Below are 17,959 nucleotides of genomic sequence, written 5' to 3'. Positions count from 1 at the left end.
CAATAGGCCCCTCGCCCTTCTATCACAGCCACAGGCTGGTCGATAGTCTTCGCATTCCCCAAGGAGTCCCCACGTCCGTAGGAGTGGGACGACCCCATATCCACACCGAAGTGTGGTGAGGGAGAAGGAACGGAGAGGAAGTTTGGAACTGTAGGAGCGGAGCATTCGCCTTTATCCTCGGATTTCAACCGCAAAGAGCGGTTTCTTATCAAGAAATCTGAGGATAACAGCGACCGGAAGTCCAAACATTCCTCGCAGTGACGCTGACTCTCACCATACTGGCCAGCCTAAACCTCACCACGCGCCGCCGGACTCATAATACTTCACTCCGGCACCGATCGCGATACTCCTTAGGAGACATCCCGGTCTGCTTCTGAAATACCTTCGTGAAATAACGTCGTTCCTGATAACCGACTCCGGAACCAATCACCGTAATGCTTTTATCGCTGTTAGTAAGCATAAACTTAGCTGCTTCAATTCGTTGTTGTGTTACGTATTCCACGAAAGTCATTGCAAAACGGTTCTTAAACAAGAGGCAGAAGTAACTGCCGCTAATGCCGATCTTATTCGCCACTTCCTCAATCCCGATATCTGAATGAAGATGTTCAGTGATGTATTGAGCAGCCAAGTTCATTAGCTGATCCGGCGTTTTTTTACCATTGTCAACTTCAGGAATCTCCTGAAATAGAGGGATACTATTGTACAGTTTATTCTTAAACTGTTTACTACGGATATTAGCTCCGATCTCACGCACCTTATTGCCAAGCTCCTCATAATGTATCGGCTTACAAATGTATTCTCTTACCCCGAGCCGGATCGCTTCCCGTGCATAGTCAAATTCCTGATACCCGGTAAGAAGCAGTACCTCACTATCCAATCCCAATTCCCGCAGCTTTCCTACAAAAGTTAATCCATCCATCACTGGCATACGAATGTCACTCAACACAAGATCGGGTTGCTCCTCTTCAGCAATGCGCAAGGCGTCCATACCGCTTCGCGCCATACCGACGACCTCCATCCCCATCTCCTGCCATGGCAACACTCTTTTCAGATTATTCAGAATTGGGGCTTCGTCATCTACCAATAATACTTTTAGCATAATGATCTTCCCCCTGCTCGTATTTAGGTATGACACATTGAATAATAGTACCATATCCTGGACTGGAACAAATAAATATTCCATATCTGTCACCGTATTCAATGCGGATGCGATCCGCTACACTGCGTATGCCAAGACCTCTGCGTTCAAGATTCATCCGGTTTTCCCGTTCAACTTCAACCTCTTGCTCCACAGGATCATTCACAATATATTGGAAAATAGACAACTGCGATGGTGTAATTCCAATACCGTTATCTTCAATTCGTAAAATTAAGTCCCCTTGCTTCTCCGAAACTTTCACAGAAACTTGACCTTTGTAATCAATACCCTCAAATCCATGCTGAATGCTATTCTCTACAAGCGGTTGCAAAGTAAGCTTTAAAATACCGCAACTCATCAATTCTTGTGGGATATCAATATCGTATTCAAATAAATCCTCAAATCTAAATTTTTGAATATCCAAATAATTGCGCAGATGTTTAACCTCTTCATCCAGTGTAATTTCTTCTCGATCCTGAATGCTAATACGTAAAATACTAGCCAGTCGGTAGACCATCTCACTGACTTTCTTGCCTTCATTCTGTATAGCCAGAACATTAATCGACTCTAACGTATTGAATAAAAAATGCGGTTTAATCTGAGCCTGCAGAACACGCATCTCGGCTTGATTCTTGCGACGCTGTTCCAAATGGATTCTGTTAAACAACCGGTTAATTTTATCCATAAGATCATTAAAGCCCTTACCAAGAAGCGTTAACTCATCGTTCCCCTTCACTTCTACCCGCGAAGTTAGATCTCCATCCTCAACACGTCGCATAAAACGAACAATTACGGCTATTGCACCAGTAATGCGATTCATAAAGAATAGATTGAAGATCACCGCTGCCAAAAAGCAAAGGAAGATTACCCCCACAAACCAGCGTGCAAATACTGTAACTTCTCGAGATAAAGAGTCCCATGAGGTTACAGACACTAGACTCCAAGGATAATCCTTCAAATGATACATGGAGAGAATACTCTTCTCCCCGTTATACTCTGTTTTAAAACTCTGAAACCCTTTTTTGAAGGTAATCTCTTTATTCGCGAATGACTGAATATCTTGCCCATCCAGCTTTTGATCTGGGTCAAATAGAATCATTCCATCATCATTTACTAGCATAAACGAAACATCCTGATTGCTATCCCCAATTTTTAAATTGCGAAATATCGATTCGAGCTCCCAATTTTTGATCTGTACAACAAGGATACCTATGTTCTGAAAGAAGCTCAGTTCCTTCACGAGTCGAATTTGTGTAAACACAGGTTCAGTTCCTGTAAGTTCAGGATACTCATGAGGAGCCAGCCATTTTGGCACGCCATTCAAATCCATTACTTCCTGGTACAAATCACTTTTTTTGAAAGTATCATAGGGTAGCGTTCGGAAATTTTCCTTATTAAAAAGCGACACGATTTCAGAGTTACCTCTACCGTTAAAATTGTACAAAAAAGCATAGCTAATCGATGGATGGTTAAACAACAGACTACGGAAATTGCGCTGGCTTGCATTCAAACTGAGTTGCTCAGCATCCGTCAAATCCTGATTAGAAGGATCTTCGGCGCTAAGTGCCATATGAAAAACCGAGGTAGCAATTCCGTTGTCTGTAACGTTATCCATATCTTTTAACACATTTGAAATACTATAACTAATAGCTTTAAGTGAGTATTCCGACTGCTGGCTGTACTTCTTCTCAATAGAGTTATAAGTCACAAAGAACATAAGCATGCCTAGAATAAATAAGGGAATGATTATCAGGCCCAAAAATGCCGTAAATAATTTATAGCGCAAATTCATCGGCTAGTGCTCCTGACTGAGAAAAAAGTTATCCTTTTACGCCGCCCGCTGTTACGCCTTCAATAATTTTTTCCTGTAGAATCGCATAAATAACAATTACTGGAAGAACACTGAAGACGATACCCGCTGACATTTGTGCATAGTTCATCTGATATTGATCGCGGAATTGAACCATACCCACTGGGAGCGTCCGCAGTTCGTCATTCGATAGGAAGTAGTTTGCCAGCAAGAATTCATTCCAATTGCCCAGGAAATTAACAATGAATACAGTAACCATGGCAGGTACGGTTAGAGGTACAATAATTTTAGCAAAGATACCCGGTGCCTTCAACCCATCCATGACCGCAGCCTCTTCAATTTCTCTAGGCAACGAACGCATAAATGCAGCCAGTATTATAATCGTAAATGGAATTGCATTCGCGATATAAGGAATAATCAACGCCCAGTGTGTGTTCAGAATTCCCATTTTGCGTACAATCGTATAAATAGGAAGCATCAATGCGTTGTTTGGAATGAGCATTCCCACCATAACTAGCGTGAACAAAATCGTATTCCATTTGCCTTGGCGCATCCGTGTTACCGCAAAAGCAAACATAGAAGCTAGAATGATAGACACTACAGAAGCTAATATGGAAATGTACAAACTGTTAAAAAAGTAGGTGCTGATCTTGGCGTTTACCCAAGCTTCAACGTAGTTACCAAAAACGAACTCCTTTGGAATCCCAAAAGGGTTAAGCGCTATCGCATTGTTATCCTTTTTCACAGATGAGAATAACACGAACAGGAAAGGAAATAGAATAACTAGTAGATAAGACAATAGTGCGACATGGGGCAGACTCTTTTTCAGGGCGCGTGGCATCAGTATTCAATCCTTTCTGTGCGTCGGGCTATCAGCAGCTGATAAACGGCTGTAACCACCAATGTAAATACAAAGATCAGGACTGCGATGGTGTTACCGTACCCGTATTTAAAGTTCGTAATTGCATATTTAATCATGTAGGTTGCCATTACATCGGTTGAACCTGCAGGTCCACCCTTAGTCATTACAATGACGATATCCGCCGCTTTCATTGCCCCTGCAATGGATAACATGATTACAACAGAAATGATCGGAACGATTAGCGGAAGTGTGATGCGTGTAGCACGTTGGAATCCAGTTGCGCCATCAATGGCAGCTGCTTCATCCAATTCACCTGGTATCGACAGAATAGCTGCCAGTACCATTACGATATAGAATCCAGTCCACTGCCAAGCATTCGTGATCAGGATCGATACCATTGCGAATTTTTCATCCGACAGCCAGTAAATTGGATTAATCCCCACTAAACCTAGAACCTTATTTAAAAGTCCAATGTTGGGCTCATAAATGAAGCCCCATAGAATACCGATAACTGCTGTAGACATAATGGAAGGCATGAAGACCGCTGTCTTATATAAGCCTTTCAGTTTCTTTACATTCGATATCAATAACGAGAAGAATATGATTAACGGTACCTGTACAAAACAAGAGAAAAGAATGAAGAAACCGTTATTTTTGACAGATATCCAGAATCGTTCGTCTCCTAATGCCTTCTCAAAATTACTGATACCGGCAGACTTGACTGTGTCAGATACCCCGTTCCAGCTAGTAAAGCTGTAATAGATTGAACTAAAGATGGGATAAATGAAAAACATCGTGAACAAGATCAGTGCTGGAAGAATAAAAAGGAAAAATACCAATGGATTTCTTAGTGCTTTATTCATGACTACCTCCGGTTGCTTTGACATCTGGCGAACAATGAATGTTTTAGATCTTTGCAAACACATAAATTCTTTGAGTTTAAAAATGTACCCTGGTTCTGGCACCAGGGTACATTCAATTTGCAGCTACTTATTCAACTGCTGCGTTTGCTTCTTCTTGTACCTTCTGTAATGCTTCGCCCATTTTCTCAGGAGTTGTCTGACCACCAATTAGCTTTTGAATTTGAATGTTACTGATTTCTGTAGTTACATCAGCTTGAACAAGTGAGTCAAATGCTGGGAACGAAGATTGTGAGTTATTAAGTACACCAACGATTTCGCTCATCAGATCATCCGTAATATTTTCGTTCAGAACGTTTTGGTCAATTTTCATTGCTGGCAATACGCCATCTTCAACCAGTCCACGTAATTGCATTTCTTCATTAAATAGGTTTTTGATAAATGACTTCACAGCAGCCAATTGACGTGGATCTTTTTCAGCAGAAGCAGAGAAACCGTAGCCATTGTTTACATCGCGCATCAATGCAGTTTGGTCGCCTACGCCACCATCAACTGGAGGAATATTGAAGAATCCAACTTTACCGATCAAACCTTCGCCAGATTGTCCTTCTTTAAATACGGAAGATTTCCAAGTACCATCATACAAGAGGATTGCTTCACTACTAGTGAATTGCGTTGTATATTCAGCATACTCGAAACCAAGTTCGCCTTTTTTGAAGTATCCTTTGTCAACCCATTCTTTGTACTTCGCAAAACCTTTTACAACGTTTGGATCAGTCCATTTAGCTTCACCTGTTGCAAACTTAGCGGTTACATCTGGACCTGCATAACGTGACCACAAGTGGTTGGCTAGCATAAGCGGTACCCAACCAGCCTTAGATGCACCAGCCAAAGGTACTTTTCCGTCAGCTTTGATGTCAGCCAATTGTTGTTCCAATTCAGCAAATGTTGTTGGAGCTTTCCAGCCTTTGCTATTGTAGTACTCTTTGTTGTAGAAGAAACCTTCACCAGATCCACCGATAGGCAATCCGTAAATTTTTCCTTCATAAGTGAAAGGATCAAGATTTGAGAATTTATCCTTAATTCCAAGTTCCTCTAGGATTGGAGTCAGATCGAGTAATTTACCTTCTTTAGCATAGATCTTAGAGTCAGGGCTTCCGAAAAGATCGAAGATCTCTGGTGGATTACCTGCAGCCATTTCACCACGTAATTTTTCTTTACGGTTTACATCTGAATCTACTCCATCAAGCTTAAAGGTCAGACCCGGTACATCGCCTTCTACCTTTTTCACTACTTCTTGCAGAATTGCTAAACGCTTCTGTTTGTCGGCACCGATTTGAGTGTGACGAATCGTCATTTCGAACGGTTCGCTACTTACTGGTTCTTCTGTTGCTGGAGCATTTGTAGCATCCGCTGAATTCGTCGCGGTAGCGTTTCCATCTCCTTTGTTAGAAGATGCATTGTTGTTGCTTCCGCAACCTGCCAGTAAAGCTGATGATACAAAAATCAGGGACAATAGCAAAGTCATACCTTTTTTCATTTCTTGTGACCCCCCATATAATGTTGTGCTTTACACTTCTTATTATAGAAAACAGATTCCATTCTCGTAAGGTTAAGATTCATCCACTATAGGGATAAAAATCTCTAATGAAAGCGGAATCAACTACACAACGTGTAATATAACATAACTTTATTTTAGTAAAAATTACGATTATCTGCTAAACAGCGTGGATTAGTCATACATATACTTAGAAAATAATAATAAAAACTCAATTCAATGACATAAAATCTATCATAATGTATTTCCAACTCCTTAATTAATAGCTGGAAATATATCATTTTTTAAAGGTAAAACACAAAATTACCCCTTTTAATGACATCAGACGTCCCTCATAACAAAAAAACCGTTCCTTCAGCAGTAAATCACTAAAGGAACGGCTCCACTTAATGTAGATATAAATTATACCAACGCTGTCTGCTTGCGACCTTCTTCGACTAAGCGGTACGCCCGCTGAACTTCTTCATCCGTAGGGGATGGCACTCCATCCAATTCATAAGCCTTGCCGAGCATTTCCCATTTATAGATACCCATTTGATGATAAGGTAAGATTTCAAATTTCTCAACGCCATTTAAGGTTCCAATATATCGACCCAGATTGATAAGATCCTCTTCACGGTCATGAATGCCTGGAACATATACATGTCTAATCCACATCTTACGGTTATGATCTGACAGCCAGCGCGCAAGCTTCAAGGTCCGATCATTAGATTTACCAGTTAACTTAATGTGTGCTTCTTCATCAATATGCTTCAAATCAAGCATCACCAAGTCCGTAACATCCAATAAGTCATTAATCTTGTCACCTTCGTTATAACCATTACTATCTAATGTAGTGTGCAGATTCCAACGCTTTTTAACTTCCGTAAATAACTGCTTTACAAATTGTGCCTGCAAAGTTGGTTCTCCGCCGGATACAGTTAACCCACCACCGGATGAACGATAGTAGTTTAAATATGGCTCGATCTCCGAAAGTACTTCTTCTAGAGTCATTTCCTTACCTTCATCTAAAGCCCAAGTATCAGGGTTATGGCAATACTGGCATTTCAGCAAGCACCCTTGCATAAATAAGACAAATCGAATACCAGGCCCATCAACGGTTCCAAAGGTTTCCAAGGAGTGTATGCGACCTTTAATCATAGGATGTCATCCTTTCTCCACGACTGACTAACAGTCCATCTTTCACGAAGAAGAACCCCTGCCCATAAGACTGTGTTCTCCTTAAACGCGACCGTAAAATTTAAAATTTTAACCATTCTCAAACATGATATTACCGCCCTTGAGACAAGGGCGGTATCTTCCTTGCAACTATTTCAATGAAGAATTTAAATCAAAGATCTTTATAAATATAAACAAATTACATTGAACCGTGGAAAGTACGGTTAATTACGTCCATTTGTTGTTCGCGAGTCAACTTGATGAAGTTAACTGCATAACCGGATACGCGGATAGTCAATTGTGGATAGTTCTCTGGGTGATCCATCGCGTCCATCAGCTGTTCACGGTTAAATACGTTAACGTTCAAATGCTGAGCGTTGTTATGGAAGTATCCGTCCATCATGTGTACCAGGTTAGACTTACATGATTCATCGTCTTTACCCAGTGCCTTAGGTACGATGGAGAACGTATTGGAGATACCATCTTGTGCATCGGAGTAAGGCAGTTTAGCTACAGAGTTCAGTGAAGCCAGAGCACCTTTCTTGTCGCGTCCGTGCATTGGGTTAGCCCCTGGTGCAAAAGGTTCGCCTTTTTTACGTCCGTCAGGTGTTGTACCTGTCTTCTTACCGTATACTACATTCGAAGTAATGGTCAATACCGATTGAGTCGGTACAGCATCACGATATGTTTTGTGTTTACGGATCATAGACATGAAAGTTTCAACTAATTCTACTGCAATGTTGTCTACAGCATCGTCATTGTTACCGTAGCAAGGGAATTCGCCTTCGGTTTCGAAGTCAATTGCAATACCTTGTTCGTTACGGATTGGTTTAACCTTCGCGTATTTGATAGCACTCAGTGAGTCAGCTGCAACGGACAGACCAGCGATACCGCAAGCCATAGTACGCAGAATATCACGGTCATGCAGTGCCATTTCAATACGTTCATAAGAATATTTGTCATGCATATAGTGGATGATGTTCAAAGTGTTAACGTAAGTCTTAGCCAACCACGCCATCATCGGTTTGAAGCGTTTCATTACTTCGTCATAATCCAGATATTCAGAAGTGATCGCTGGGAATTCCGGTCCAACTTGTGCTCCGGATTTCTCGTCTTTACCACCATTAATAGCATACAGCAAAGCTTTTGCCAGGTTAGCACGAGCACCGAAGAACTGCATTTGTTTGCCGATGCGCATTGGAGATACACAGCATGCAATCGCATAATCATCACCCCAGTATGGACGCATTAAATCGTCATTTTCATACTGAATTGCACTAGTTTCGATGGAAACCTTAGCACAATATTTTTTGAAGCCTTCAGGCAATCTTTCGGACCACAGAACAGTTAAGTTTGGTTCCGGTGCTGGACCCAAGTTGTACAAGGTGTTCAGGAAACGGAAACTGTTCTTGGTAACACGAGTGGTTCCATCTTCAGCCATACCACCGATGGATTCAGTTACCCAAGTAGGGTCGCCGGAGAACAGATCGTTATAGTCAGGTGTACGCAAGAATTTCACGATACGCAATTTCATTACGAAATGGTCGACAATTTCTTGTACTTGTTCTTCAGTCAAAGTACCTTCTTCAATATCTCGTTCTGCATAAATGTCTAGGAAGGAGGATACACGTCCCAGGGACATCGCCGCACCATTTTGTTCTTTAACCGCGGCCAGATATCCAAAGTATACCCATTGCGTAGCTTCCTTGAAGTTCGTCGCTGGTTTGGAAATATCCATACCGTGAGCAGCCGCCATTTCTTTCAATTCGCCAAGTGCACGAATTTGCTCGGACAGCTCTTCACGCAAACGAATTACTTCTTCAGTCATGGAATCAACTTCAAGCTCAGTTAGTTGTTGTTTTTTGTCTTTAATCAAGAAATCAATACCGTACAGAGCAATGCGGCGGTAGTCGCCGATAATGCGTCCGCGGCCGTAAGCATCAGGAAGACCTGTGATAACGCCGGATTTACGCACTGCTCTCATGTCTGGTGTATATGCATCAAATACGCCTTGGTTATGCGTTTTGCGAATGTTCGTGAACATGTCAACGATGTTTTGTGGAAGCTCGAAGCCATAAGCCTTCGTAGCATCGACCATCATCTTGATTCCGCCGAATGGCTGGATAGAACGTCTGAAAGGAGCGTCAGTCTGTACGCCTACAATTTGTTCCTTGTCCTTGTCAATGTAGCCTGGAGCATGTGAAGTGATTGTGGAGACAGTATCTAGGGAAACATCCCATACGCCGCCTCTTTCTCTTTCTTCCTTGCTCAGCTGGGAAATAATCTTCCACAGTTCAGTTGTGTTACTAGTAGGACCTACGAGGAACTCTTCGTTACCTTCATAAGGTTTAATGTTACTAGCGATAAAGTTGTTAACGTCAACTTTCTTGGACCATTTACCTTTTGCAAAACTTCTCCAACCGGATTTCACTTCATTTACTTCTTTTTCAATCACCGACATGCTAAATCCCTCCATCTATATTTATTATATTTGTAGAGATCGCGGGCTTGAAGGTTGATCCCGTGTCTCGTGATCCCCAAAAGATGTGATTGTTCCAAATTTCACAATCAACATTTCATATGCGGGACCGTTGTTTATATAAACATTCTAGTTTATTTTCTATAAAAACACTGTGACAAATATCACCTTTCGAGTGATATTTGTCACCTTTATCTAAGTCCACAACTATCCTATTCTCTATTTAACCATTTGTTAATTATCAAATCTTCCGTAGAATGCGTTACGGTATACATCAGCAAGTTCAGATACTAATGGTAGCTTAGGATTGGCAGTTGTACATTGATCTTCAAACGCACGGTCAGCCAAGTAATCTACACGGGATTCGAAGTCCTTAGGGTCAAAGCCCAGTTGTTGGAACGATTCTTCGATACCCAATTTTTTATTCATATCGCGAATAGCATTGATCAGGCTAGTTACACCTTCTTCAGTTGTGCGGGCTGGCAATCCCAGAATACGGGCAATTTCAGCATAACGCTCATCAGCTACGAAGTGCGAATATTTAGGGAACGAAGCGAACTTCGTAGGTTTTTTAGCATTGTAGCGGATAACGTGTGGCATAAGGATCGCGTTAGTCCGACCATGAGCAGTGTGGTACTGTCCGCCCCATTTATGCGCCAAACTGTGGTTAATACCCAAGAATGCATTGGCAAAGGCCATACCAGCAAGTGTGGATGCGTTATGCATTTTTTCACGTGCTACTCTGTCACCTTCCAGCGCCGATTTTTCAAGGTATTGGAATACCAGTTGGATGGCTTTAATAGCTAGACCATCAGTATAGTCACTCGCCATAACAGATACATAAGCTTCGATAGCATGTGTTAATACGTCCATACCTGTATCAGCAACAGCCGTTTTTGGCAAGCTGTATACGAACTCAGGATCAATGATAGCTACATCTGGAGTTAACTCGTAGTCAGCCAATGGATATTTAGTGTGCTGTTCCGTTGTTTTATCGGTAATAACTGCGAAAGATGTTACTTCCGAACCTGTACCCGAAGTAGTTGGAATCGCTACAAACTTAGCTTTGTTACCAAGTTTAGGGAATTTGTATACCCGTTTACGGATATCCATGAATTTTTGTTTCAGACCATTAAAGTCTGCATCTGGATGTTCATAGAATAACCACATTCCTTTTGCAGCATCCATTGGGGAACCGCCGCCAAGTGCGATGATGCAGTCCGGTTGGAATCTGTTCATCATTGCAGTACCTTTTTCAACTGTAGTTGTCGATGGATCTGGTTCAACTTCAGAGAACACTTCGATAGCTACAGGAGTTTGGCGTTGACGCAGGTAATGCTCAACTCTTTCAACATATCCAAGCTTAACCATCATTGGGTCAGTGATAATTGCAACACGTGTAATATCAGGCATTTTGGTCAGGTACTGAGTAGCGCCTTTTTCAAAATAAATCTTGTCAGGTACTTTAAACCATTGCATATTCACGGTACGACGATTCACCCTTTTCACGTTGATCAAATTGATTGCTGTAACGTTTTGCGATACGGAGTTGCGACCATAAGATCCACAGCCCAGTGTCAGTGAAGGGATATTAGTGTTATAGATATCGCCGATAGCGCCATGTGTCGAAGGCGAATTGACGAGAATACGTCCTGTTTGTAGACGGTTAGAGAACTTCATGATCACTTCTTCGTTGTTGGAGTGGATAGCCGAGCTATGACCCATACCGCCAAATTCAACGATTTCAGCTGCGCGTTCGATACCTTGATCAGCATTCTTAACTTTATAGCAAGCAAGAACCGGGCTTAATTTTTCTGCAGATAACGGGTATTTAGTGCCTACGCCTTCGAGTTCTGCTACCAGAATCTTTGTGCCGGCAGGAACTTGAATGCCACACATTTCAGCAATTTTCACTGCGGATTGACCTACGATTGCTGGGTTAACCGCACATTTATCTACGTTCATTGCTCCACTAGTCAGTTTGGCAGCTTCTTCTTTATTCACAAAGTAGCAGCCATTAGCAATCATTTTTTTCTTCACTTGATCGAAGATTGGTTCTTCGATAATAACAGCTTGCTCGGAAGCACAGATCATACCATTATCGAATGTTTTAGAAAGAATGATGTCCGTTACCGCTTGATCAATATCAGCACTCTTTTCAATGAAGGCTGGTACGTTACCAGGGCCTACACCAAGAGCAGGTTTACCACAGCTATAAGCTGCTTTTACCATTGCAGATCCGCCAGTTGCCAGGATAAGAGCAACGTCTGGGTTGTTCATCAAAGCATTTGTCTTGTCCATTGTTGGCATTTCAATCCATTGGATACAGTTCTCAGGTGCGCCAGCTTTCACGGCTGCATCATGAAGAATTTTAGCTGCTGCAGCACTACACTCTTGCGCAGATGGGTGGAAACCGAATATAATAGGGTTCCGTGTCTTAATCGAAATCAACGCTTTAAACATCGTGGTGGATGTTGGGTTGGTTACTGGAGTGATGCCCATAACGATTCCGACGGGTTCAGCAATTTTTTGAAAGTTCTCATATGGATTATCTTCAATAACGCCTACTGTTTTATCATATTTAATTCCGTGCCAGATATATTCTGTCGAGAAGATGTTCTTCGTAATTTTGTCTTCGTATACGCCGCGTCCTGTTTCTTCGACGGCCAATTTAGCGAGGTACATATGTTTGTCGAGTCCAGCCAACGCCATTGCATGAACGATTGTGTTAACTTGCTCTTGATCTAGCGCCATGAACGCCTCATGCGCTTTTTTCGCTTTATCCACTAAATTCTGTATATACTCTTCAGCGGTAACTTGTTTAACTTGGGCGGCGACTTCATTCTTAACTGCCATCTCCCTCGTCCTCCTGTCAATTTTTAGTTGTTTTTCTCTACACATTTATCTTATCACATGATTTCTACCTTGTATAGTGAAATCTTTCACAAAGTATAAAGTTTTTTTGATTTGTTTTCAAAGCGCTTTCATTCGATCATATAATAGTCTTTTTACCATATTATGTAGTATAAATCCCTTAAAATCTTAGAATTATACTTTGATAAGCAAAATACCAGACCCATTTTATCCCATATCTCTAAATATTCACTCAAAAAAACCATCCCTTACAGCACAAAAAATTACGATTTTCCTACGCCATAATAATTTCCAGTTGATTATCACTATTTCTGATAATTTATAAATTTATAAATCATCACAACAAAAAAATCGGCCCACAGGGACCGATTTTTTCACTTGCCTATTCCGCTTTAATCGTATCAAAGAATTTCTCTTGCACTGTTTTAGCTGCTGCTTCTAGCTGGCTCTTGGAATCCGTTCCTTTTTTGGAGAACAGCTCTTGAATAACATTGGACATAGTTGCGTAATAGTCCTGTGTGTTGTATTGAGCTTCAGGTTTACCATCCAAAAGTCCCATAATGTCAGGGCTATATTGGTATACATTTGTGTACTTGTCATAAACCGCTTTGGTCTTCTTACCAAACTCAGAATCTGCGGAGTAATAATCTAAGAGTGGCGGGATAAAGTATTTGCCATCAGCTGTACGTTGTTGAAGAACTGCATCCAGTGCTTCCAAACCTTTATCAGAGAAGTAATCAAATGTGATATAACGGAATGCCATTTCTTGCTCATCTGGTGTTGCATTCGGATTAATAACGAGGTAATCACCACCAAGTACCCCGGTGTGCTTACCGCCTTTTTCCATAGCAGGCATTGGATATGTGAGCACATCCTCAGGTTTCAGTCCGCCTTGATTCAGTGCTTGCTCGATTACGCCATCCGATCCAGCCATTACCATAGCTGTACGACTTTGTTGGAATGCGCCTACAGCATCGCCCCAGCCAAGTGCCCAGTCCTGAGGAATCGCGTTAGCTTCCCATCTAAGTTTTTTGTAGAAATCCAGTGCTTTAACACCAGCGTCGGAATTAAATGTAGCTACAACCTTGCCGCCTTCAACCTTTTGAATTTCACCGCCAGCTTCGAACAGGAAGTTGGTCCAGTTCCAGCCTGCTTCGTTACCTTTACCCATTGGAGCAATACCGGAAATGCCTTTTTTGACATCAGCTACGCCTTTAGCCGTATTCAGCATATCATCCCAAGTCCAATCCATTGGTGGGACTGCAACGCCTTTGTCATCCAGCATTTTTTTGTTGATCATAGTAGTTGTTACATAACCTTTTTGAGTTACGCCGAAAACTTTACCATCAATGATGAATTGATTTTGCAGTACTGGGTTAATTTGATCCTTAAATTCATATTTGTTCCAAAGATCCGTAATGTCAGCAACCCAGCCCTTTTCCACCAGGAATTTAGCTTCTGTAGCGTAGGTGTTAAAGAAGGTTGGTGCTTCATTCGCAGCCATCTTAATTCCGATTTCACTTACATTGTACTGCCAGTCATCTTTAACAATTTCAACATTAGGATATTCAGCTTGGAAACGCTTAATCTTGTCATCTTCTTGCGCTCTCACTTCAGTCAAGTCAGGTGTTGGATAGTGGATCTTGATCGTCACTTTTCTTTGAGTAATGTCCTCCACTGGCGCATCCGTAGCAGTTGCTGTATTATCCGTTACCGCATTTGTTGGCGCAGTAGATGCTTCCCCGCCTTTGTTCCCCGCTGTGTTTCCGTTATTGTTGCCGCTGCAAGCAGATAGCAACGATCCGGCTACAAGTACGCTTAGTAGAACGCTAGAGTACTTACGCATTGAAACTCCCCTTTTCAATTCATAATTATCTTACCTATCGATCATAAATTAGAAACCGTTTACAAACGAGGTGCATTTATATTCCTTTCATGTGCATGTTTACGATCCATGGGTAAATTCGTCGATAATTGCTTATCCTTTCACGGCCGACAAAGCAACCCCACGCATAATGAATTTCTGGAAAATCAAGAAGACAAGGATTGGAGGCAAGGATACTATAAACAGGATTGCAAACTTAATATTAGTATTGAGTGCCTTCACATTAATAACGTATTTATAAATGGCTGTCGCAAGCGTATATTTCTCTTCACTGTGCATAACCAAAGATGGCCAGAACCAGTCGTTCCATGCAGTAGAAAAGATAAAGATTGCTAATGTAGCAAAAATCGGAACGGATAGTGGCACGGCAATGGAGAAAAAGCTTCTCGGCTCAGAGGCCCCATCAATTCGTGCTGCTTCAAAGATTTCTGGATGAATTCCGTCAAAAAAGTTCTTCAGCAATAGAAAGTAAAACGTGTTCGCTCCCGCTGGCAACCAAAAGGCCGCGTACTGATTTAGCAATCCAAGCTCCTTCAGATTGACAAAGTTCGGAATCATGTAACTGGTCGCCGGAATAAATAATGTCATCAGAAAGAAGAAGTAAATCGCTCTTTTGTAAGGAACATTCATACGAGAAATACTAAAAGCTGACATTCCCAATACGACAAGCGTCACGACCATATTCCCTAAAAAGATATAAATGGTGTTTCTAAGGAACATGGGTAGATCAATGTAATTCATCGCGTCTTTAAGATTACTGAAGTGCCATTCCTGAGGGAAAAAATGCGGCGGGAATGAATTCACTTCTTGATTCGACTTCAACCCGTTGAATAACGTCATACAAATCGGGTACAGCATGCTAAAAACCATAACCAAAATGACTACGCACATCAAACCATAAACGATCTTATTACTTGTTTTTTTCAAATCGTGTTCTGAAAGAATTCCTCTATCTGCGCTCTTCATCTTAGTAGTCCTCCTTGTTAAGCTTGAACTGTAAAATGCCCAAACCACCCAGGACAATGAACATTAACATGCCAAGCGCAGTAGCTGTTCCATAATCGAGTCTTGTAAAAGCATATTTTACGATCAACAGCGCATAGGTAAGCGTAGTGTTATTCGGCCCACCATCAAGCAGTGCCATCTGTGACTGATACCCTTGTGAAGTACCAATAACTTGTAGTATTAGCATCAAAAAGATTAAATTACGGAGTGAAGGCAAGGTGATGTACTTTATACGTGCCCACACACCAGCTCCATCAATTTCAGCGGCTTCATACCAATCTCTTGGAATACTAAGTACAGCAGCCAAGTATATTAGCATCCCTGATCCGAACTGCTGCCATGTCTCCATAAACACAAGAGAAATCATCGACCATCTTGTATCTGTTAAAAAGGCAACCTGGTCCACACCTAACGTGCCTAGTAACGCATTAATTGGGCCGACCGGATCATAAAGCCATCTCCATAGTCCATAGAGAACCACACCAGGCATTACGAAAGGAAGGTAAGCCGCTACACGTACAAAGCCCCCAAACTTTCTCAGCTCTGAGATCATGATGGCAAAAGCAATCGGAACCCAGAATCCAATAATAAGACATAGGAACATATAATACCCAGTGTTCTTTAATGCGGTCAGGACATCTGGATCACTAAGTGCTCTACTGTAGTTCTCAAAGCCTACGAAGCTGTTTCCTTTAACAAAATCAACATGGTAGAAGCTGTACAGTAAGCCTTTAAAAATTGGAACCCATAAGAACATTATAAAAATAATAATGGCAGGTACGAGGAACATATATCCCCAAAAGTTTTTCTTCCAGCGGTTTTGCTTGTACGGTGTCCCCTTCAGCGTCGCCGGGTTTTCGGTTACTACTGCGGTTTGATTCATCAGGCTCCCTCATTCCATTGTTCTTTCAGCATTTTTCGCAAAATGCTTCCTACCTTAAATTGTAGGAAATGAGGGTTGTACTGAACATGTCTATATCTACCGAAGTCATGAGTGTTTTTACTTCTTCAATTCGCTTGGACTAATTCCATAATATTTCTTGAAAATTTTACTAAAATGTTCCGGCGATTCATAACCCACACGTTCCGCAATTTCGTATCTGCGAAGATCGGTATTCAAAATCATTTCCCGGCTTTCTTCCATCCGGAGCTTGATTACATATTCCCACAGGTTATAACCAGTATTTTTCTTAAACAGGTAGCTCAAATAATTGGGGCTAACATGATTTTTCTTAGCCACATCGTGAATAGTAAGTCCTTTTTGAGCATAGTTCTCGTCAATATATTCTTTTGCTTTTTGTACGATCAGATTGCTATGAGTATGTAGTTCTTCTACAGAAGGATCACTCGTGTAGCTGTTCCAGTTGAAATCCCCATAATAGAACACGTAATGGTCACTATGCTCATTATTCCAGAGAATTGCATTAGAGGCCTGACGGTTCAAAACGGCCATAAACGAAAGCCCCTTTAAAATCTGGCTAATGCCAATGACCACATTCAGATGTAAATATTTATGGATATTAAAATGAAGACTACGACCAAGTATATCTAGCCTGTTGATTTGGCCGGCAGAAGAATCCTCATAGCTTTTTTCATCCCATTGGATAATGATCGTAATTTCTCCATCCGGCGCATAAAAGGCTATCGAGTTCCATTCCTGATCCATTAATTCTTTGGCAATGTTCAGCGCAGCATAACAAAGAAGCCGTCTGTCCCGCAAAGTATACTGCTTATTCTGGTTCACTCCAGTTAGTGGTACCTTAAGTTTTAAGACGGAAAAATACGGCCCTTGTAGCTTCAGGTTATCCAGCTTCTGCAGGTTATCTGCCTCAGCTAGTACAACCCCAGGGTCAATGAGCAATTCGTTCAAGAACTTACTATATTCCGGCAACGGCTCTTCCAGTCGAAAGCTTTCGTTAATTCCAGACATAAAGACATCTAGTTCTGGTGAGGGCTTCCCCATCTTAAGGAGCACATTTCGGACCGAATCCAAAAATTGCTCACTATTTAAAGGTTTGATTAAATAGTCCTTTGCCCCGAGCCTAACGGCCATTTGAGCATATTGAAACGTTTCATGAGCAGAAATCACGATGGTCTGTACCCATGGTTTGGCCAGTTTTGCATGCTGCATCAGATCAATTCCACTCATCGCACCCATCTGAATATCTGTAACGAGCAGATCAATCTCCTCCATACGGATACAGTCTAGCGCTTCAAATCCGCTATTAGCTGTATAGATATTAGAAATATCCAGCCCGGATGAAGCTAATAAATTGCTCAATCCTTTACAAATCAATGGTTCGTCATCTACAACCAATATATTGAACATA

At 41.5% G+C, this 17,959-nt stretch carries 13 protein-coding genes; all 13 read right to left on the bottom strand.

Annotated elements, in window-relative coordinates; all coding sequences use genetic code 11:
• Nucleotides 1–194 (bottom strand): hypothetical protein (locus CA598_RS32745; protein WP_218832620.1); only part of this gene is annotated, 194 nt, incomplete at its 3' end.
• Nucleotides 195–313: 119 nt separating this feature from the next.
• Nucleotides 314–1,099 carry a response regulator transcription factor gene (locus tag CA598_RS22830; protein WP_094873711.1) on the bottom strand — a complete coding sequence of 262 codons (786 nt, stop codon included), beginning with the start codon at nucleotides 1,097–1,099 and terminating at the stop codon, nucleotides 314–316.
• On the bottom strand, nucleotides 1,074–2,930 hold the full coding sequence (locus CA598_RS22825; RefSeq protein ID WP_094877980.1) for a cache domain-containing sensor histidine kinase: 1,857 nt from the start codon (nucleotides 2,928–2,930) through the stop codon (nucleotides 1,074–1,076). The genes CA598_RS22830 and CA598_RS22825 overlap by 26 nt, the downstream gene beginning before the upstream one ends.
• A 28-nt stretch (nucleotides 2,931–2,958) precedes the next feature.
• On the bottom strand, nucleotides 2,959–3,789 hold the full coding sequence (locus CA598_RS22820; protein ID WP_094873715.1) for a carbohydrate ABC transporter permease: 831 nt from the start codon (nucleotides 3,787–3,789) through the stop codon (nucleotides 2,959–2,961).
• On the bottom strand, nucleotides 3,789–4,673 hold the full coding sequence (locus CA598_RS22815; protein WP_094877979.1) for a carbohydrate ABC transporter permease: 885 nt from the start codon (nucleotides 4,671–4,673) through the stop codon (nucleotides 3,789–3,791). The genes CA598_RS22820 and CA598_RS22815 overlap by 1 nt, the downstream gene beginning before the upstream one ends.
• Before the next feature lie 127 nt (nucleotides 4,674–4,800).
• Entirely contained in the window at nucleotides 4,801–6,210 is a 1,410-nt protein-coding gene (locus CA598_RS22810; protein WP_094873719.1) for an extracellular solute-binding protein, read from the bottom strand.
• A 420-nt stretch (nucleotides 6,211–6,630) separates the two neighbouring features.
• A complete protein-coding gene (pflA, locus tag CA598_RS22805; RefSeq protein WP_042190523.1) occupies nucleotides 6,631–7,368 on the bottom strand; it encodes a pyruvate formate-lyase-activating protein in 738 nt (245 codons plus the stop codon).
• A gap of 217 nt (nucleotides 7,369–7,585) precedes the next feature.
• Nucleotides 7,586–9,847, bottom strand: a complete 2,262-nt coding sequence (gene pflB / locus CA598_RS22800) for a formate C-acetyltransferase (RefSeq protein ID WP_094877978.1) — start codon at nucleotides 9,845–9,847, stop codon at nucleotides 7,586–7,588.
• Nucleotides 9,848–10,099: 252 nt separating this feature from the next.
• Nucleotides 10,100–12,721 carry a bifunctional acetaldehyde-CoA/alcohol dehydrogenase gene (gene adhE / locus CA598_RS22795; RefSeq protein WP_094877977.1) on the bottom strand — a complete coding sequence of 874 codons (2,622 nt, stop codon included), beginning with the start codon at nucleotides 12,719–12,721 and terminating at the stop codon, nucleotides 10,100–10,102.
• Nucleotides 12,722–13,121: 400 nt separating this feature from the next.
• Nucleotides 13,122–14,585: an ABC transporter substrate-binding protein gene (locus CA598_RS22790; protein WP_094877976.1), complete on the bottom strand. Its 1,464-nt coding sequence runs from the start codon at nucleotides 14,583–14,585 to the stop codon at nucleotides 13,122–13,124.
• Nucleotides 14,586–14,717: 132 nt separating this feature from the next.
• Nucleotides 14,718–15,590: a carbohydrate ABC transporter permease gene (locus tag CA598_RS22785; RefSeq protein WP_094873727.1), complete on the bottom strand. Its 873-nt coding sequence runs from the start codon at nucleotides 15,588–15,590 to the stop codon at nucleotides 14,718–14,720.
• A gap of 1 nt (nucleotide 15,591) precedes the next feature.
• A complete protein-coding gene (locus CA598_RS22780) occupies nucleotides 15,592–16,512 on the bottom strand; it encodes a carbohydrate ABC transporter permease (protein WP_094877975.1) in 921 nt (306 codons plus the stop codon).
• Between the two features lie 117 nt (nucleotides 16,513–16,629).
• Nucleotides 16,630–17,958, bottom strand: coding sequence for a response regulator (locus CA598_RS22775; RefSeq protein WP_094873731.1), 1,329 nt, complete (start codon nucleotides 17,956–17,958; stop codon nucleotides 16,630–16,632).
• Nucleotide 17,959: the final 1 nt, after the last annotated feature.

Source organism: Paenibacillus sp. VTT E-133291 (assembly GCF_002264395.1).
Lineage (GTDB): Bacteria > Bacillota > Bacilli > Paenibacillales > Paenibacillaceae > Paenibacillus_AQ > Paenibacillus_AQ nitricinens.
Note: the sequence above shows the minus strand (reverse complement) of the source record. Positions and strands in the feature narration are given on the sequence as shown.

Coding starts and splice junctions, on each gene's coding strand:
- CA598_RS22830 (WP_094873711.1), bottom strand. CDS start 1,099: ATGCTAAAAGTATTATTGGTAGATGACGAAGCCCCAATTCTGAATAAT.
- CA598_RS22825 (WP_094877980.1), bottom strand. CDS start 2,930: ATGAATTTGCGCTATAAATTATTTACGGCATTTTTGGGCCTGATAATC.
- CA598_RS22820 (WP_094873715.1), bottom strand. CDS start 3,789: ATGCCACGCGCCCTGAAAAAGAGTCTGCCCCATGTCGCACTATTGTCT.
- CA598_RS22815 (WP_094877979.1), bottom strand. CDS start 4,673: ATGAATAAAGCACTAAGAAATCCATTGGTATTTTTCCTTTTTATTCTT.
- CA598_RS22810 (WP_094873719.1), bottom strand. CDS start 6,210: ATGAAAAAAGGTATGACTTTGCTATTGTCCCTGATTTTTGTATCATCA.
- pflA (WP_042190523.1), bottom strand. CDS start 7,368: ATGATTAAAGGTCGCATACACTCCTTGGAAACCTTTGGAACCGTTGAT.
- pflB (WP_094877978.1), bottom strand. CDS start 9,847: ATGTCGGTGATTGAAAAAGAAGTAAATGAAGTGAAATCCGGTTGGAGA.
- adhE (WP_094877977.1), bottom strand. CDS start 12,721: ATGGCAGTTAAGAATGAAGTCGCCGCCCAAGTTAAACAAGTTACCGCT.
- CA598_RS22790 (WP_094877976.1), bottom strand. CDS start 14,585: ATGCGTAAGTACTCTAGCGTTCTACTAAGCGTACTTGTAGCCGGATCG.
- CA598_RS22785 (WP_094873727.1), bottom strand. CDS start 15,590: ATGAAGAGCGCAGATAGAGGAATTCTTTCAGAACACGATTTGAAAAAA.
- CA598_RS22780 (WP_094877975.1), bottom strand. CDS start 16,512: ATGAATCAAACCGCAGTAGTAACCGAAAACCCGGCGACGCTGAAGGGG.
- CA598_RS22775 (WP_094873731.1), bottom strand. CDS start 17,958: ATGTTCAATATATTGGTTGTAGATGACGAACCATTGATTTGTAAAGGA.